The organism is Streptomyces sp. ATexAB-D23 (assembly GCF_000373645.1).
GTDB classification, from domain to species: Bacteria; Actinomycetota; Actinomycetes; order Streptomycetales; family Streptomycetaceae; genus Streptomyces; species Streptomyces castrisilvae.
The window spans coordinates 151,115-168,504 of record NZ_KB892009.1; the positions used below are offsets into that span (position 1 = coordinate 151,115).

15 protein-coding genes are annotated in these 17,390 nt (G+C 69.4%); 8 read left to right on the forward strand and 7 right to left on the reverse strand.

Annotation, left to right across the window (positions count from 1 at the left end; translation table 11 throughout):
* Position 1 precedes the first annotated feature (1 nt).
* From B082_RS0110980 to B082_RS0110995, 4 genes are all read right to left on the reverse strand, one after another.
* A complete protein-coding gene (locus B082_RS0110980) occupies positions 2 to 1,876 on the reverse strand; it encodes an ABC transporter substrate-binding protein (protein WP_026249655.1) in 1,875 nt (624 codons plus the stop codon).
* A 197-nt stretch (positions 1,877 to 2,073) separates the two neighbouring features.
* Complete coding sequence (locus B082_RS0110985) at positions 2,074 to 5,109, reverse strand: SCO5717 family growth-regulating ATPase (protein ID WP_018551843.1); 3,036 nt, start codon at positions 5,107 to 5,109, stop codon at positions 2,074 to 2,076.
* Between the two features lie 633 nt (positions 5,110 to 5,742).
* Positions 5,743 to 5,976: a DUF397 domain-containing protein gene (locus tag B082_RS0110990; protein WP_018551844.1), complete on the reverse strand. Its 234-nt coding sequence runs from the start codon at positions 5,974 to 5,976 to the stop codon at positions 5,743 to 5,745.
* 123 nt (positions 5,977 to 6,099) lie between these two features.
* Positions 6,100 to 6,399, reverse strand: a complete 300-nt coding sequence (locus B082_RS0110995; RefSeq protein WP_018551845.1) for a hypothetical protein — start codon at positions 6,397 to 6,399, stop codon at positions 6,100 to 6,102.
* Between the two features lie 293 nt (positions 6,400 to 6,692).
* Here B082_RS0110995 and rpsO point away from each other — a divergent pair, with 293 nt between their 5' ends.
* From rpsO to B082_RS0111020, 5 genes are all read left to right on the forward strand, one after another.
* Positions 6,693 to 6,983: a 30S ribosomal protein S15 gene (gene rpsO, locus B082_RS0111000; protein ID WP_018551846.1), complete on the forward strand. Its 291-nt coding sequence runs from the start codon at positions 6,693 to 6,695 to the stop codon at positions 6,981 to 6,983.
* A gap of 269 nt (positions 6,984 to 7,252) precedes the next feature.
* Complete coding sequence (locus tag B082_RS0111005; protein ID WP_018551847.1) at positions 7,253 to 9,490, forward strand: polyribonucleotide nucleotidyltransferase; 2,238 nt, start codon at positions 7,253 to 7,255, stop codon at positions 9,488 to 9,490.
* Complete coding sequence (locus B082_RS0111010) at positions 9,487 to 10,866, forward strand: M16 family metallopeptidase (RefSeq protein ID WP_018551848.1); 1,380 nt, start codon at positions 9,487 to 9,489, stop codon at positions 10,864 to 10,866. Before B082_RS0111005 ends, B082_RS0111010 begins: the two co-directional genes overlap by 4 nt.
* A 40-nt stretch (positions 10,867 to 10,906) precedes the next feature.
* A complete protein-coding gene (gene dapB / locus B082_RS0111015; RefSeq protein WP_018551849.1) occupies positions 10,907 to 11,659 on the forward strand; it encodes a 4-hydroxy-tetrahydrodipicolinate reductase in 753 nt (250 codons plus the stop codon).
* Between the two features lie 11 nt (positions 11,660 to 11,670).
* Complete coding sequence (locus tag B082_RS0111020) at positions 11,671 to 12,144, forward strand: tetratricopeptide repeat protein (protein WP_018551850.1); 474 nt, start codon at positions 11,671 to 11,673, stop codon at positions 12,142 to 12,144.
* Between the two features lie 70 nt (positions 12,145 to 12,214).
* On the opposite strand, the gene B082_RS0111025 is transcribed toward B082_RS0111020, so the two are convergent.
* A complete protein-coding gene (locus tag B082_RS0111025; protein WP_018551851.1) occupies positions 12,215 to 12,766 on the reverse strand; it encodes a hypothetical protein in 552 nt (183 codons plus the stop codon).
* 94 nt (positions 12,767 to 12,860) lie between these two features.
* Positions 12,861 to 13,100 carry a hypothetical protein gene (locus B082_RS0111030; protein ID WP_018551852.1) on the reverse strand — a complete coding sequence of 80 codons (240 nt, stop codon included), beginning with the start codon at positions 13,098 to 13,100 and terminating at the stop codon, positions 12,861 to 12,863.
* A 196-nt stretch (positions 13,101 to 13,296) separates the two neighbouring features.
* Here B082_RS0111030 and thyX point away from each other — a divergent pair, with 196 nt between their 5' ends.
* The 3 genes from thyX to B082_RS0111045 all read left to right on the forward strand — a co-directional run bounded on the left by thyX (position 13,297) and on the right by B082_RS0111045 (position 16,920).
* Positions 13,297 to 14,034, forward strand: coding sequence for an FAD-dependent thymidylate synthase (gene thyX / locus B082_RS0111035; RefSeq protein ID WP_018551853.1), 738 nt, complete (start codon positions 13,297 to 13,299; stop codon positions 14,032 to 14,034).
* Between the two features lie 153 nt (positions 14,035 to 14,187).
* Positions 14,188 to 15,087, forward strand: coding sequence for a 4-hydroxy-tetrahydrodipicolinate synthase (dapA, locus tag B082_RS0111040; protein WP_018551854.1), 900 nt, complete (start codon positions 14,188 to 14,190; stop codon positions 15,085 to 15,087).
* Between the two features lie 147 nt (positions 15,088 to 15,234).
* Positions 15,235 to 16,920, forward strand: coding sequence for a ribonuclease J (locus B082_RS0111045; protein ID WP_018551855.1), 1,686 nt, complete (start codon positions 15,235 to 15,237; stop codon positions 16,918 to 16,920).
* Between the two features lie 81 nt (positions 16,921 to 17,001).
* Here B082_RS0111045 and B082_RS39805 read toward each other — a convergent pair.
* On the reverse strand, positions 17,002 to 17,390 hold a 389-nt coding region (locus B082_RS39805; RefSeq protein WP_234018141.1), incomplete at its 5' end, for a hypothetical protein.

Consider the following 17,390-nt stretch of genomic DNA (forward strand, 5'->3'; position numbering starts at 1 on the left):
CCTACTCGCGATCGTCCGCCGTGGTGCGGCGGCGCCGCGAGATCAGGAAGCCACCACCTGCGAGGACCACGACCGCGACCACGATGCCGATGATCACACCGGTGGAGGAGCCGGAGCCGCTGCTGTCCGAGTCACCGCTGCCGCTCGCCGGTACGGCCGACCACCAGCTCCAGTAACCGTCCTGGCCGTAGATGTTGCCGGCCGCCTCGGGCATGGTCGTGATCGACTTGATCTGGTCGGTGCGGTAGGCCTCGACCGCGTTCGGGTACGCGATGACGTTCATGTACCCGGAGTCGTACAGCCACGACTGCATCTGGCCGACGATGTCGGCCCGCTTGGCGGGGTCGTACTCGGCGAGCTGCTTCTTGTAGAGCCCGTCGTACGTCTCGTCGCAGATGAAGTCGTCCGTGGCCGCGCTCTGCTTGGCCTTGACGGGCAGCGCGGCGCAGGTGTGGATGCCGAGGACGAAGTCCGGGTCCGGGTTGACGGACCAGCCGTCGAAGGCGAGGTCGTACTCACCGGCGAACCACGGCACGGAGACGTCGTCGAGGCAGTCGACCTTGAGTCCGATGCCGAGGTCGCCCCACCACTCCTTCAGGTACTTGGCGACCGCCTTGTCGTTCGGGTCGGTGGCGTGGCACAGGATGCGCAGGTCGAGCGGCTTGCCGTCCTTGCCGACGCGCTTGTCGCCCTTGAGCTTGTAGCCCGCTTCGTCCAGCAGCTGACCCGCCTTGTCGGGGTCGTACGCGAGGGTCTGGCTCGCGGACGGCTCCCAGGCGTACTCAGGGAAGCGCGGCGGGATGTAGCCCTTGCCCTCGACGGCGTGCCCCTGGAACACCTTGTCGATGATCGTCTTGCGGTCGATCGACAGGAACAGCGCCTGGCGGACCTTCTGGTCGAGGAGCGCCTCGTTGCCGTCGCCGAACTTCTTACGGTCCTTGGTCTGCGCACCGGGGTTCACGGCCAGCGCGAAGAATCGGCGCCCCGGACCCTCGTTGACCTTGATGTTCTTGTCGCCCTTGAGCGAGTTCGCCTGGGCGGGCGTCAGCGCGGGCGAGCCGGCGACGAAGGAGACCTCGCCCTTGCGGAGCGCGGCGACGGCCGCGTCCTGGTCCTTGTACGTCTTGAAGACCACCTCGTCGAACTTCGGCGCCCCGCGCCAGAAGTCCTTGTTGGCCTTGAGCTTCACGTACTGGTCGACCTTGTAGTCGGTCAGGATGAACGGTCCGTTGCCGACGACGGGGAAGTCCTCGTCGTTGTTGAACTTCCCGAAGTCCCCGACCTTGTCCCACATGTGCTTGGGCACGATCGGCACGTCGAGCGCGGCCATGGTGGCCTGCGGCTCCTTGAGCTCTATGACCAGCTTGGTGGGGCTGGGGGCCGTCACCTTCTTGAAGTTGGTGACGAAGCTGCCATTGGCCTGGGCCGCGGCCTCGTCGTCCATGATCTTGTTGAACGTCCAGGCCGCGTCCTCGGCGGTGGCCTGCTGCCCGTCCGACCACTTCGAGTCGGTCCGAATGGTGTACGTCCACGTCAGCTTGTCGGCCGAAGGCTCCCACTTGGTGGCCAGGCCCGGGATGGCGTGGTTGTCCTTGGCGTCATAGTTCGTCAGGAAGTCGTACATGAGCCGGGACACGCTGGTGCTCAGCAGCTTCTGGGCGAGGAACGGGCTCAGGGAGTCGATGCCCTGCGCGACCGCGACGGTCAGCGTCTTGTTGCCGCTGTCGGCGGCCTGCGCCTGCTGGGGCGCGGCCCCGAGGGGCATGCCCGGTACGACGGACCCGGCTGCGAGAGCGAGGGCGGCGGCGCCGGAGGCCAGGAGCACACGCAGACGTGAGCGTGGCTGGGCGGAGGGTGGTGGAACTCTTACGACCATGGTCAGGGTCCTCGCGTCATGACTCGCACGGAGAAGGCGGGTTGAACTCTGGTTCGCCGGCTGGTGATGCGAAGGTCTATCAGCGGTGGTCGAGCCGCGTCAACGGTCCTCGAAACGGCGTGTGGTCTGCGGGAATGCACAAAGGGCCCGCATCGCGGAGGCGATGCGGACCCTCATTGGTTCAGACCTCTGAAGCCTTACTGCTGAGGCGCTGGCGGCGGCTGCTGCTGCCATCCGGCGGGCGGGACGGGCCCCTGGAGTTCCGGATGCGCGGGCGCCCCCGGCTGACCGGTCCGACCCGGCTGACCAGGCTGTCCGGGCTGGCTCGGCTGTCCGGGACCGCCCTGCGGATTCTGCGGGTTCGGATGGCCCGGATGGCCCTGCGCGGGCGGCTGCTGCTGCCAGCTCTGTCCGGCGCCGGGGCCCGGCTGCGCGGGATAGGGCTGCTGACCGCCGTACGGCTGCTGCTGGTGCGGTTGCTGCGGCGGGTAGGGCTGACCGGGCTGTCCCTGGTGGCCCGGCTGCTGGGGCGCGTACGGCTGACCGGGGTACGGGGCCTGGGGCTGCTGGGGGTGCTGGGGCTGCTGAGGTGCGTACGGCTGCTGCGACGGGTACGGCTGCTGGCCCGGGGCCTGCTGACCGGGCATCGGCTGGCCGGGGATCTGCTGACCGGGCATCGGCGGGGCGTACTGCGGAGGCGGTGCGCTGCCGTCCGACGTCCACAGTCCCTGCTGTTGCTGGGCACGCGCGAAGTCCTCGGCCACCAGGGCGGAGAGGTTGAAGTACGCCTCCCGGGTCTTCGGCCGCATCATGTCGAGATCGACCTCGGCGCCCGCCGACAGGTGCTCGTCGAACGGGACGACGACCACCCCGCGGCAGCGCGTACGGAAGTGCTGCACGATGTCGTCGACCTTGATCATCTTGCCGGTCTCGCGTACCCCGGAGATGACCGTGAGGGAACGCTGCACGAGTTCCGCGTAGCCGTGCGCCGACAGCCAGTCCAGGGTCGTGGAGGCACTCGACGCACCGTCGACCGAGGGCGTCGAGATGATGATCAGCTGGTCGGCCAGGTCCAGTACGCCGCGCATCGCGCTGTACAGCAGGCCGGTGCCCGAGTCCGTGAGGATGATCGGGTACTGCTTGCCGAGCACGTCGATCGCGCGCCGGTAGTCCTCGTCGTTGAAGGTGGTCGAGACCGCCGGGTCCACGTCGTTGGCGATGATCTCCAGACCGGAGGGCGCCTGCGAGGTGAAGCGGCGGATGTCCATGTACGAGTGGAGGTGCGGGATCGCGTGGACCAGGTCGCGGATGGTCGCGCCGGTCTCGCGGCGGACCCGGCGGCCCAGCGTGCCGGCGTCCGGGTTGGCGTCGATGGCGAGGATCTTGTCCTGCCGCTCGCTGGCCAGGGTCGAGCCGAGCGCGGTCGTCGTGGTCGTCTTGCCGACGCCGCCCTTGAGGCTGATCACCGCGATCCGGTAGCAGGAGAGCACCGGCGTGCGGATCAATTCGAGCTTGCGCTGCCGCTCCTGCTCCTCCTTCTTGCCGCCCAGCTTGAAGCGTGAGGCGCCCGAGGGGTTGCGGCTGCTCTTCGCCTTCTGCTTGCCCCGGATCAGCCGGTCGGCCGTGAGTTCCACCGCCGCTGTGTAGCCGAGCGGCGCGCCCGGCACCGAACGCTCGCGCTGGTCATGGGTGACCGGGGTGGGCCATGCGGTGCCGGACCGGGGGTCGATGGGCTGCCCCTGCCCCTGGGGGAACTGCTGCTGTTGCTGCGGGAACTGCTGAGGGTACTGCGGCTGCGGCTGCTGTTGCGGGTGCTGCTGGTGGGGCTGGACCTGGGCGGGGAGATTCGGCGTGCCGCCCTCGGCCGGCGCGTTCGGGACGCCCTGGGCCGGCGGCTGGGCGCCCTGCGGGAAGCCGTAGCCCCCCTGCGGCTGCGGTTGCTGAGGCAGCTGCTGCGCCGGCCAGGCTGCCTGCGGCTGGGGGGCCTGGGGGGCGTGAGGTGTCTGGGGTGTCTGGGGGGCTTGCGGGGCGGGTGCGTGCGGGAGTTGTGCGGGGAGGTTCGCGGCGGGGAAGGGCTGCTGCGGCTGCGGTTGGTGGGGCTGCTGGGGGTGGTGGGGCTGCTGGGGGAAGCCATAGCCGGACTGCGGCGCCGGGGCCGGGGCCGGCACAGGGGCTTGGGCTTCGGGGTGCGCGGCGGCAGCCGGTTGCGCGGCTTCCGGCTGCGGGGCGGGCGGCCGCTCGGCCTCGGGCTGGGGGGCGGCCGGCTGGAAGGAGGGCGGCAGCGGCGGGAGTCCGCCCTGTGCCGGAGCGGGAGCCCAGGGGGAGGGAGGCGCGCTCTGCGGCGCGCTGTCGGACGTTACGCCGAGGGGGGCCGAGTCCGGGACGGCGTCCGGCAGCGCGGCGCTGGTCGATGCGGCGCCGGTTGACGCGGCGCCGGTTGACGCGGCGCCGGTTGACGCGGCGTCGGCCGCTTCGTCGTCCGGGGTGCTGTCGGACGGGTTGCTGCCGGACGGGTCGCTGCCGGACGGCGCGGCCGTGGCGTCGGGGGCGTCCTCGCCGGCCGGTGAGGAGCCCGGCTCGTCGGCGTCGGACGCGTCGGGGGCATCGGCCGCCGGGGTCACCGAGGCCGCCGGCGTCGCTGGGGCCACCGAGGCCTCACCGGTCTCCGCCGACGGCTGCGAGGGCTCTCCGGCAGCCGGGGGCTCCTCGGCTTCCTCGGGCTCGTAGCCGAAGACCGTCCCCGGGGCGTCGCCCCGTGCAGCCGTGTCGCCCACACCCGAACCGGCGGATCCGGAAGCGGAGTCGGGGCCGGCGCCGGGAGCGGCCTCGGTATCGGCTGCCGCTGTGCTGTCCGCGCCGCTGCTCACCGGCTCGGCCTCGGCTTCCCGGTCCGCGATCTCCCGCCTCAGCGCCGCGGACGAGAAGCGCATCGTGGCGCCGCTCTCCAGGTCGCTTTCGTCGGAGGAGTCCGGCGGGGCCGGTGCCCAGTCGGGGTCGAAGCCGCCGCGAGCCGCGGGCGCGGGCAGCGGCACCGGCTCCCCGCTCGGCGGCGGGGGCGGTGTCAGGGGAGTCCCGGCGCCGCCCGAGGAGTCGCCCGGCGCGTTCTGCGTGTACCAGGCGGGCGGGGTGTAGTCGATGGTGAACTCACCCGTCACATCGGCGGGCTCCGCGTCGGACGACTCGTCGACGGGCTTGTCCCAGCCCCCGCGCATTTCGTCCCGATCGCCGTTCACTTTGCCTCCTGATGTGGTCGAGCACCCTTTGTGCCGTGGTGGGTGGGGGCGTTCCCGTAACGCGAACCGCCCGGCTCTCCCCCTGGGACGCACATGGCCTGCCCACAGGTTCTCTGCCGCGTCCGGACCCACCCTAATCGCCGCAGGGCCCGCCACGGCAGGCCGTACGGCACCGCGAAAGCTGTCCCGTACGTCACGTACTGCCCACAAGTGGACCCAGTGCGACAGGGGGTGAAAGTCGAAGCGGTCAAATGCGCACATCTATATAGGGAAACCGAGCCATCCATCCAGGTATCGCCTACCGGCCCGTAGCCCGTAGCCCGTAGCCCGTAGCCCGTAGCCCGTGGCGCCCGGCGCCCGCAGGCCCCCGGCAGCCCGAGGGTCCGGTCAGGGGATCTCGTGCGGCGGGGGACGGAAGGGCGAACTGGCCGGCATCCAGGAGGTGGCGAACCGCATCCGCGCGGTGTTTCACGGAACATCTGCTGGGCCTGGAGAGGAGATGGACGGAGCGCTCCAGGTCGTGACCGATACCTTGCCTCGCGCCTGTTCACCGGGGCCCACTGAACGAAACCCGCCAGACGCACCGAGGGGCACGTTCACCCGAACGTGCCCCTCCCGCGTATCCGGCCGTGCCTACTTCAGGTCGAACTCGCCGTCCCTGGCGCCCAGAACGAACGCACGCCACTCGGCCTCCGTGTACCGGAGCACGGTGTCCGGGTCGAGCGAGGACCGCATGGCCACCGCTCCACCGGGAAGATGAGCGATCTCGACGCGCTCCTCGTCCTGCTCGGTCCCGGGTGCACTCAGCCACTCCACCCCCGAGATGTCGAGTGCGTACAGCTCGTCCTTCTCCGCCTGCGTGCCCATCGTGAGGGTTCCTTTCCGTACATGCCTCTGCACGGCACCGTACAGGGACCGCGGTGGCGGGGGGCCCGGTCCGTCAATCCCTTGCGTGCGACCGCGAACTGTGCCCCGGACACCCCGGTGGCCTCAGCTCCGCTCCGGCAGCAAGGCGGTCCGCACGAGCCGGCCACCACCGCGCCGGGTGGCGAAGCATCCGCGCCCTGTTGGCACCGGACGCCCGTGCGCCGCACCGATGAGATCGCCCTCCGCCGGGTCGCCCGACAGCACCACGCCCTGTGCGTCCAACTGCCGGACACGCTGCGTGACGGCTCGTACGTCGCCCGCGAGGCCCCTGCGGAGTTCGGGCGGGACCGGCGGGCAGCCCGTACCCGTCGTGACGAGGTCGTAGTCGTCGATGACGACGAAAATGCGCGGCCCCGTTCCCACCGACCCCGCTCCCGCGACCGCCGGGGCATGACGTCCGTGGCCGGCCGCCGTCGCGCTCGACCGCGGCACCCTGCCCCCTCGGCCCCCTCGCCCCCCGCGCGAGCGCTCACCGGCTGACACCCGTCGGGACCGGTCCGGACGGCTGGTAGCCTGGCTGTGGCCGTTTGTGTACGCGTTCCCGGTTCGTTCTGGGAACTGCGCTCATCGGACCCTCGCTCCCGAGTCACCCAAGCTCCCCTGAGAACCAGACCAGGGGCACTCGTGGGCGCATCGAAGACCAAGAGGAGTACCGCGTGCCGCTCGACGCCGCTACGAAGAAGCAGATCATGACCGAGTTCGCGCAGAAGGAGGGCGACACCGGTTCCCCCGAGGTTCAGGTCGCCATGCTTTCGCGCCGCATCTCGGACCTGACCGAGCACCTCAAGACGCACAAGCACGACCACCACTCCCGTCGTGGTCTGCTGATCCTGGTCGGCCAGCGTCGCCGCCTCCTGCAGTACCTGGCCAAGAAGGACATCCAGCGCTTCCGTGCGCTCGTCGACCGCCTCGGCATCCGCCGCGGTGCGGCCGGCGGCGCCAAGTAAGGACGCTGTGCAAGGGAGCGGTTCCCTCACCCAGGGGGCCGCTCCCTTTGCCGTACGTGCGGTACCGGGGGCAACCTCAGTAACCTGGACGTACAACAACAGACGAGGAGAGGCGCCCACAGCCGCCGCCGGTCCTCGGTAGTGGCCCCCGGGACAACGCCCGGGAGCTTCGATCGAAGACCGGCCCCGCACACACGGCGCGCTTCTCCGCTCCGTCCGACGCCACACGGGCGCCAGGACGAAAGACGACGAGTATGGAGAATTCACTAGTGGAGAACGAGACCCACTACGCCCAGGCCGTTATCGACAACGGAACCTTCGGCACCCGCACCATCCGCTTCGAGACGGGCCGCCTCGCCAAGCAGGCCGCAGGCTCCGCCGTCGCGTACCTGGACGACGACACCATGGTGCTGTCGGCCACCACCGCATCCAAGCGGCCCAAGGACAACCTCGACTTCTTCCCCCTCACGGTGGACGTCGAGGAGCGGCAGTACGCCGCCGGCAAGATCCCCGGCTCGTTCTTCCGCCGGGAGGGCCGCCCCTCCGAGGACGCGATCCTCACCTGCCGCCTGATCGACCGGCCGCTGCGCCCCTCCTTCGCGAAGGGCCTGCGCAACGAGATCCAGATCGTCGAGACGATCATGGCGCTCAACCCCGACCACCTGTACGACGTGGTCGCGATCAACGCCGCTTCCGCCTCCACGATCCTGGCGGGCCTGCCCTTCTCCGGCCCGATCGGCGCCACCCGCGTCGCCCTGATCAAGGGCCAGTGGGTCGCCTTCCCGACGCACACCGAGCTTGAGGACGCCGTCTTCGACATGGTCGTCGCCGGTCGCGTCCTGGAGGACGGCGACGTCGCGATCATGATGGTCGAGGCCGAGGCCACCGAGAAGACCATCCAGCTTGTCAAGGACGGCGCCGAGGCCCCGACCGAAGAGGTCGTCGCCGCCGGTCTGGAAGCCGCGAAGCCCTTCATCAAGGTGCTCTGCAAGGCCCAGTCCGACCTCGCCTCCAAGGCCGCCAAGCCCACCGGCGAGTTCCCGGTCTTCCTCGACTACCAGGACGACGTCCTGGAGGCGCTCACCAAGGCCGTCAGCACCGAGCTGGCCAAGGCGCTCACCATCGCCGGCAAGCAGGAGCGCGAGGCGGAGCTCGACCGCATCAAGGAGATCGCGGGCGAGAAGCTCCTCCCGGCCTTCGAGGGTCGCGAGAAGGAGATCTCCGGTGCCTACCGCGCGCTGACCAAGAAGCTGGTCCGCGAGCGCGTCATCAAGGACAAGGTCCGCATCGACGGCCGCGGCGTCACGGACATCCGTACGCTCGCTGCCGAGGTCGAGGCCATCCCGCGCGTGCACGGCTCGGCCCTGTTCGAGCGTGGCGAGACCCAGATCCTGGGCGTCACCACCCTCAACATGCTCCGCATGGAGCAGCAGCTGGACACCCTCTCCCCGGTGACCCGCAAGCGCTACATGCACAACTACAACTTCCCGCCCTACTCGGTCGGCGAGACCGGCCGCGTGGGCTCGCCCAAGCGCCGCGAGATCGGCCACGGCGCGCTCGCCGAGCGCGCCATCGTGCCGGTCCTCCCGACGCGCGAGGAGTTCCCCTACGCGATCCGCCAGGTCTCCGAGGCGCTGGGCTCCAACGGCTCGACGTCCATGGGCTCGGTCTGCGCCTCCACCATGTCCCTGCTGAACGCCGGTGTGCCCCTCAAGGCCGCCGTCGCCGGCATCGCCATGGGCCTGATCTCCCAGGAGATCGATGGCAAGACCCACTACGTCGCCCTCACCGACATCCTCGGTGCCGAGGACGCGTTCGGCGACATGGACTTCAAGGTCGCCGGTACGAAGCAGTTCGTGACCGCGCTCCAGCTCGACACCAAGCTCGACGGCATCCCCGCCTCGGTCCTGGCCGCCGCGCTGAAGCAGGCCCGTGACGCGCGCCTCCACATCCTCGACGTGATGAACGAGGCCATCGACGTCCCGGACGAGATGTCCCCGAACGCCCCGCGGATCATCACCGTCAAGATCCCGGTGGACAAGATCGGTGAGGTCATCGGCCCCAAGGGCAAGATGATCAACCAGATCCAGGAGGACACCGGCGCCGACATCACGATCGAGGACGACGGCACCATCTACATCGGTGCCCAGCAGGGCTCGCAGGCCGAGGCCGCCCGCGCCACGATCAACGCGATCGCCAACCCGACCATGCCGGAGGTCGGCGAGCGCTACCTGGGTACGGTCGTCAAGACCACCACCTTCGGTGCGTTCGTCTCGCTCATGCCGGGCAAGGACGGCCTGCTGCACATCTCGCAGATCCGCAAGCTGGCCGGCGGCAAGCGCGTGGAGAACGTCGAGGACGTTCTCGGCGTCGGTGCCAAGGTCCAGGTCGAGATCGCCGAGATCGACTCCCGCGGCAAGCTCTCCCTCATCCCCGTCGTCGAGGGTGCTGAGTCCGATGGCGGCTCCGCCACGGGGTCCGAGAAGAAGGACGACGCCGACAAGTGACGTCCCGTAGTTCCGCGACGACGGCCCGCCCCTCCTCGGAGGGGCGGGCCGTCGCCCGTACCCAAACGCTCCTCAAGGGCAGCAACGGCATCGGCACGGTCCGCCGCACGGTCCTCCCCGGCGGTCTCCGCGTCGTCACCGAGACCCTGCCCTCCGTACGCTCCGCGACCTTCGGCATCTGGGCCAACGTCGGATCACGCGACGAGACCCCCGCCCTGAACGGCGCGACGCACTACCTCGAACACCTCCTCTTCAAGGGCACCGCCAAGCGCAGCGCCCTCGACATCTCCTCCGCCATCGACGCGGTCGGCGGCGAGATGAACGCCTTCACGGCGAAGGAGTACACGTGCTACTACGCACGGGTCCTCGACACGGACCTGCCGCTGGCCATCGACGTCGTCTGCGACATGCTGACCGGCTCGCTGATCGAACCCGAGGACGTCGACGCCGAACGCGGTGTGATCCTCGAAGAGATCGCGATGACGGAGGACGACCCGGGCGACTGTGTGCACGACCTGTTCGCGCACACGATGCTCGGCGACACCCCGCTCGGCCGCCCCGTGCTCGGCACGGTCGACACGATCAACGCCCTGAACCGCGGCCAGATCGCCCGCTTCTACAAGAAGCACTACGACCCCACCCGCCTGGTCGTCGCCGCCGCGGGCAACATCGACCACGCCACGGTCGTACGCCAGGTCCGCAGCGCCTTCGAACGCGCCGGCGCCCTCACCCATACCGACGCCGTCCCCACCGCGCCCCGCGAGGGCTCCCGCGCCCTGCGCACCGCCGGTCGCGTCGAGGTGCTGGGCCGCAAGACCGAGCAGGCACACGTGGTCCTCGGCATGCCCGGACTGGCCCGCACGGACGAGCGCCGCTGGGCCCTCGGCGTCCTCAACACCGCGCTCGGCGGCGGAATGAGCTCCCGCCTCTTCCAGGAGGTACGGGAGAAGCGCGGCCTCGCCTACAGCGTCTACTCGTACACCTCCGGCTTCGCGGACTGCGGCCTCTTCGGTGTGTACGCGGGCTGCCGGCCCAGCCAGGTCCACGACGTCCTCAAGATCTGCCGCGACGAGCTGGACCGGGTCGCGTCGGACGGACTGAGCGACGAGGAGATCGGCCGCGCCATCGGACAGCTCTCCGGCTCCACCGTCCTCGGCCTGGAGGACACCGGCGCGCTGATGAACCGCATCGGCAAGAGCGAGCTGTGCTGGGGTGAGCAGATGTCCGTCGACGACATGCTGGCCCGTATCGGCGAGGTGACACCGGACGACGTCCGCTCGGTGGCGGGCGAGGTTCTCGGACACCGCCCCTCGCTCTCCGTCATCGGACCGCTGAAGGACAAGCAGGCCGGCCGCCTCCACGAAGCGGTCGCCTAAATCCTCCCGTGCCCAGACCCTCCCGTAAGGAAGCAGAGCAATGAGCAAGCTGCGCGTGGCCGTCCTCGGTGCCAGGGGCCGTATCGGCTCCGAGGCGGTACGAGCCGTCGAGGCCGCCGACGACCTTGAGCTGGTGGCCGCACTCGGCCGGGGCGACAAGCTGGAGACCCTTACGGAGACCGGCGCCCAGGTCGCCGTCGAGCTCACCACCCCCGCATCGGTGATGGAGAACCTCGACTACTGCGTCGGCCACGGCATCCACGCGGTGGTCGGCACCACCGGCTGGACCGACGAGCGGCTCGCGCAGCTGAACACCTGGCTCTCCGCCTCCCCGGAGACCGGTGTGCTCATCGCACCGAACTTCTCCATCGGTGCGGTCCTCACCATGAAGTTCGCGCAGCAGGCGGCCCGCTACTTCGAGTCCGTCGAGGTCATCGAGCTGCACCACCCCAACAAGGCCGACGCCCCCTCGGGCACCGCGGCCCGCACCGCCCAGCTCATCGCCGACGCCCGCCGCGAGGCGGGCTGCGCCCCTCAGCCCGACGCCACCAGCACGGCACTGGACGGGGCGCGCGGCGCGGACGTCGACGGCATCCCGGTCCACTCGGTCCGCCTGCGCGGCCTGCTGGCCCACCAGGAGGTGCTGCTCGGCGGGGAGGGGGAGACCCTCACCATCCGGCACGACTCCCTGCACCACAGCAGTTTCATGCCGGGCATCCTGCTCGGCGCACGCCGTGTGGTGACCACTCCCGGCCTCACGTTCGGCCTGGAACACTTCCTCGACCTGAACTGACTGGCCACGCCATGCGCGCAAAGATCACTTACGTCGTCACCGCAGCCGTCCTCGTCTTCTACTTCGTCCTGGTCGGCAGCCGCGGCGTCCTGCTCATCAAGCACGGCACCTTCATCACGGTGACCTTCGGCATCGCCGTGCTGGTCCTGCCGGCGATCGGCGTGTGGTTCCTGTGGAAGAACACCCAGTTCGTCCGCAGGGCCAATGCCCTGGCCGTCGAGCTGGACGCCGAGGGCGGTCTGCCGGTCGACGAGCTGGCGCGTACGCCCAGCGGCCGGATCGACCGTGACTCCGCCGACGCGGTGTTCGCACGCCGCCGCGAGGAGACCGAGGACGCCCCCGACGACTGGCGCTGCTGGTTCCGCCTGGCCGTCGCCTACCAGGACGCCCGCGACACCCCCAGAGCCCGCAAGGCCATGCAACGAGCAATCGCCCTCCACCGCTCCGGCCCGTCGGGCGCACACCCCAGCCCGTCCGGCGTCTGAGGACAAAGAAAAGAGCCGTCCGGCGATTGAGGACACCCTCACCCGCCGGACGGCTCTTCCCGCTCTCCGGCTACTGCGGCCGGTACTCGTCCCCCCACGCCTCAATCGTGTCCGCGGCCCGATCGAACGCCTCCCCCCGCGCAAGGAAGTCCGCGTTGGAGTCGGTGAGCAGCGGCGGCACCGCGTCCCCGCCCCTGCGGACGACGATCAGCGCCTGACCCTGCACCGTACGGGGCAACCCGAGCCACTTCACCGGCTGCTGCACCGTACGTACGGCGGTGGCCCGGTTCCACGGCACGGTCGTCGTCCGGAAGAAGCCCACGCGGCGCACACCGTGCCGGCTCACCCAGGCGCCGATCCGCAGCATGCGCAGCGCGCACAGGATGATCGCGAGGGCGAGCGCGAGGCACGCCCCCGCCCCGGGCAGCGCTCCGGCGAACGCGGTGATCATCCCCGCGAACAGGATGAAAGAGGCGAGCAGCAACAGACCGGCCGCGGCGGCGACCCGCCACGGACCGGGACGGTAGGGCCGCCGCCAGCTGTCGTGGTCGTCGAACGGCAGCGCGACGTCCTCAGCGTTCGCGTCAAACGCGCGGTCGGCCGTCAGGAAGGGCAGGGGCACGACTGATCCTCACTCACAAGCACGCTCGATTGCTGTGCCCGGTGAGGCTACCGAGGAGGTGACCGGACGGACCACCCCAGGGGGTCCGTCCGGGTCAGCGCGCGTGCGCGGCCTCGGTCTGCTGACTGTGCGCAGGCGACTTCTCGGGGGCCAGCGCGGGCAGACCGAGCAGCAGAGCCCCGGCGAGTCCGGCGACGACGGCGAGGCAGACCAGAGCGCTTCCTGCCCGCTCGGAGACGGTGCTGCGGGGCCGCGGGGGCGGAGTGACGTTACTGCGGAATCGGTCGGCCTCGGCTACGAACGAGAACGGGACGGATTCACGCCGGCGGAACATGAGGTGGCTCTCCTTGAACTCGCTTTCGGGTGGTGCTACTGAGTCAGACGTACAGCGGGCCCGATCGGTGCCCTGAATCGCCGGTTCGCCCGAAGAAATCCGAAGAACTCCCGGTAAGGCGGTGCCTGCCTCGGGCCGATCGGGCGCCCCGTAGAGTGGACGCCGCCCGAGCGATGCCATTGGAAGGACCCCGTCGGTGACCGACACCCCCGAGCCCACAAAGGCCCACTTCCGCAGCGACGTCACCGTTGACCTGGTGAAATCCGCCGCGGGTGACGCCGACGTACTGTTCGCAGCCCGTGTGTCCACGGCCGGCGAGCAGTCCCTGGAGGAGGTCACCAAGGACCCCGAGCGTTCGAAGGGGCTCATCAACTTCCTCATGCGGGACCGGCACGGAAGTCCGTTCGAGCACAACTCGATGACCTTCTTCATCAGCGCCCCGATCTTCGTCTTCCGCGAGTTCATGCGGCACCGCGTCGGCTGGTCGTACAACGAGGAATCGGGCCGCTACAGGGAGCTGGAACCGGTCTTCTACGTCCCGGGGGAGTCCCGCAAGCTCATCCAGCAGGGACGGCCCGGCAAGTACGAGTTCGTCGAGGGCACGCCCGAGCAGCACGCGCTCACCAGCCGCGCCATGGAGGACTCCTACCGGCGGTCCTACGACGCCTACCAGGAGATGCTCGCCGCGGGCGTGGCCCGTGAGGTGGCCCGAGCGGTGCTCCCGGTCGGCCTGTTCTCCACGATGTACGCCACCTGCAACGCCCGCTCGCTGATGCACTTCCTCGGCCTGCGTACACAGCACGAGATGGCGAAGGTGCCGTCGTTCCCGCAGCGGGAGATCGAGATGGTCGGCGAACAGATGGAGGCGCACTGGGCGCGGCTCATGCCGCTCACCCATGCAGCCTTCAACAAAAATGGACGCGTGGCCCCATAGGGCGGTGTCCGTATTGCGGCGTTTCGTGAAGTTCATCTAGGCTGATCAAACGGACCCGGCACTGCTTGAACCCCCGAGCAGGCAGTGCCGGGCTCCTCTTGCTTGTCCCCCCGAGGGGGCACCGTGCGCCGAGCAACGAGTAGCGTGTTACCCATGGCTCCGATCTCCACTCCGCAGATCCCCTTCGGGCGGGTCCTCACCGCTATGGTCACGCCGTTCACGGCGGACGGCGCTCTCGACATCGAGGGCGCACAGCGGCTCGCCACCCACCTGGTGGACGCAGGCAACGACGGCCTGATCATCAACGGCACCACCGGCGAGTCCCCGACCACCAGCGACGCGGAGAAAGACCAGCTCGTGAGGGCTGTCCTCGAAGCGGTGGGCGACCGGGCGCACATCGTCGCCGGCATCGGAACCAATGACACCCGCCACAGCGTCGAGCTCGCCCGCACCGCCGAGCGCAGCGGCGCCCACGGCCTCCTCGCGGTGACGCCGTACTACAACAAGCCGCCGCAGGAGGGTCTGCTGCGGCACTTCACCGCCATCGCCGACTCCACCGGCCTGCCGGTGATGCTCTACGACATTCCCGGCCGCAGCGGTGTGCCGATCGACACGGAGACGCTCGTCCGGCTGGCGGAGCACCCGCGCATCGTCGCGAACAAGGACGCCAAGGGTGACCTCGGCCGCGCGAGCTGGGCCATCGCCCGGTCGGGCCTCGCCTGGTACTCGGGCGACGACATGCTGAACCTCCCGCTCCTGTCGGTCGGCGCGGTCGGCCTCGTCTCCGTCGTCGGCCATGTCGTCACCCCCGAGCTGCGCGCCCTCATCGAGGCCCACCTCGGCGGAGACGTACAGAAGGCCACGGAGATCCACCAGAAGCTGCTGCCGGTCTTCACCGGCATGTTCCGCACCCAGGGCGTGATCACCACCAAGGCCGCGCTGACGCTCCAGGGCCTCCCGGCGGGCCCGCTGCGCCTGCCCCTGGTGGAGCTCACCGCCCAGGAAACGGCTCAGCTCAAGATCGATCTCGCCGCCGGCGGGGTACAGCTCTGACAACGGACTTCACAACTGCATACGCGTCACAACTGAACACGCGGACCAAGCCGCGCCACAGCACCACCCAAGACAACAGCAAGTGCACGAATGACATGCGCGCCACGTGCCCAAGCGGTACGTGGCGCGCGTGGTAAGGAGAGTCTTTTGAGTCATCCGCATCCTGAACTCGGCACCCCGCCGAAGCTCGCGAAGGGCGCCCTCCGGGTCACCCCGCTCGGCGGCCTCGGCGAAATCGGCCGCAACATGACGGTCTTCGAGTACGGCGGCCGCCTGCTCGTCGTCGACTGCGGCGTCCTGTTCCCGGAGGAGGAGCAGCCCGGGATCGACCTGATCCTCCCGGACTTCACGACCATCCGGGACCGCCTGGACGACATCGAGGGCATCGTCCTCACGCACGGCCACGAGGACCACATCGGCGGCGTCCCGTATCTGCTGCGCCTGAAGCCGGACATCCCGCTCATCGGCTCCAAGCTGACCCTCGCGCTCATCGAGGCCAAGCTCCAGGAGCACCGCATCCGTCCGTACACCCTTGAGGTGGTGGAGGGGCAGCGCGAGCGCATCGGGATCTTCGACTGCGAGTTCGTCGCGGTCAACCACTCCATCCCGGACGCCCTCGCGGTCGCCATCCGCACGCCCGCGGGCATGGCCGTCGCCACCGGTGACTTCAAGATGGACCAGCTCCCGCTGGACGGCCGCCTCACCGACCTGCACGCCTTCGCCCGGCTGAGCGAGGAGGGCATCGACCTGCTGCTCTCCGACTCCACGAACGCGGAGGTCCCGGGCTTCGTCCCGCCCGAGCGGGACATCCAGAACGTCCTGCGCAACGTCTTCGCCAACGCGCAGAAGCGCATCATCGTGGCGAGCTTCGCCAGCCATGTGCACCGCATTCAGCAGATCCTCGACACGGCTCACGAATACGGCCGCCGGGTCGCCTTCGTCGGGCGCTCGATGGTCCGCAACATGGGCATCGCCCGCGATCTGGGGTACCTCAAGGTTCCCGCGGGGCTCGTCGTGGACGTCAAGGCACTGGACGACCTGCCGGACGACGAGGTCGTGCTCGTCTGCACCGGTTCGCAGGGCGAGCCGATGGCCGCCCTGTCCCGGATGGCCAACCGCGACCACCAGATCCGCATCGTCCAGGGCGACACGGTCATCCTGGCGTCGTCGCTGATCCCCGGAAACGAGAACGCGGTCTACCGCGTGATCAACGGCCTCTCCCGCTGGGGCGCCAACGTCGTCCACAAGGGCAACGCCAAGGTCCACGTCTCGGGCCACGCCTCGGCCGGCGAGCTCCTGTACTTCTACAACATCTGCCGGCCGAAGAACCTGATGCCGGTCCACGGCGAGTGGCGCCATCTGCGCGCCAACGCCGAACTCGGCGCGCTCACCGGCGTGCCGAAGGACCACATCGTCATCGCCGAGGACGGTGTGGTGGTCGACCTGGTCGACGGCAAGGCCAAGATCGTCGGCAAGGTCCAGGCCGGATACGTGTACGTCGACGGCCTCTCGGTCGGTGACGTCACCGAGACCTCCCTCAAGGACCGCCGCATCCTCGGCGACGAGGGCATCATCTCGGTGTTCCTGGTGGTCGACAGCACCTCGGGCAAGATCGTGGGCGGCCCCCACATCCAGGCCCGCGGTTCCGGCATCGACGACTCGGCGTTCACCGCCGTGGTGCCGAAGATCGAAGAGGCGCTCAACAAGTCGGCCCAGGACGGTGTGATGGAGCCCCACCAGCTCCAGCAGCTGATCCGCCGCACGGTGGGCAAGTGGGTGTCCGACACCTACCGCCGGCGCCCGATGATCCTCCCCGTCGTCGTCGAGGTCTGACCCTCCGACAGGCGCGAACTCCGGAGCGGGGCCCCCGATTTGCATCGGGGCGCTCCGCTCCAGTACGTTTACGTCTCCACCTCACCGGGAAGCACCCGCGCACTCGTGCGTCGCGATGCCCCCACAGGGGGGTGGGAATTCCGACTCAGAACTTCTGATAAAGTCGGAGCCGCCGGAAAGGGAAACGCGAAAGCGAAGAACTGGAAAGCGGAAAAGCACGGCCCGCTTCGACCGGGAATCGGACACGAAAGAGTCTGATAGAGTCGGAAACGCAAGACCGAAGGGAAGCGCCCGGAGGAAAGCCTCAGAAAATGTTCTGCGGGTGAGTACAAAGGAAGCGTCCGTTCCTTGAGAACTCAACAGCGTGCCAAAAGTCAACGCCAGATATGTTGATACCCCGGCCTGCTTCGGCAGGTTGGTGGTTCCTTTGAAAAGTCCTACGAGGTCACTGACCTGGTAGGCAATTACAC

Excerpts from the sequence above, each read along its gene's own strand:
- B082_RS0110980 (WP_026249655.1), bottom strand. The coding sequence starts at position 1,876 with ATGGTCGTAAGAGTTCCACCACCCTCCGCCCAGCCACGCTCACGTCTG.
- B082_RS0110990 (WP_018551844.1), bottom strand. The coding sequence starts at position 5,976 with ATGGGCACGCAGGCGGAGAAGGACGAGCTGTACGCACTCGACATCTCG.
- dapB (WP_018551849.1), top strand. The coding sequence starts at position 10,907 with ATGAGCAAGCTGCGCGTGGCCGTCCTCGGTGCCAGGGGCCGTATCGGC.
- B082_RS0111020 (WP_018551850.1), top strand. The coding sequence starts at position 11,671 with ATGCGCGCAAAGATCACTTACGTCGTCACCGCAGCCGTCCTCGTCTTC.
- B082_RS0111030 (WP_018551852.1), bottom strand. The coding sequence starts at position 13,100 with ATGTTCCGCCGGCGTGAATCCGTCCCGTTCTCGTTCGTAGCCGAGGCC.
- dapA (WP_018551854.1), top strand. The coding sequence starts at position 14,188 with ATGGCTCCGATCTCCACTCCGCAGATCCCCTTCGGGCGGGTCCTCACC.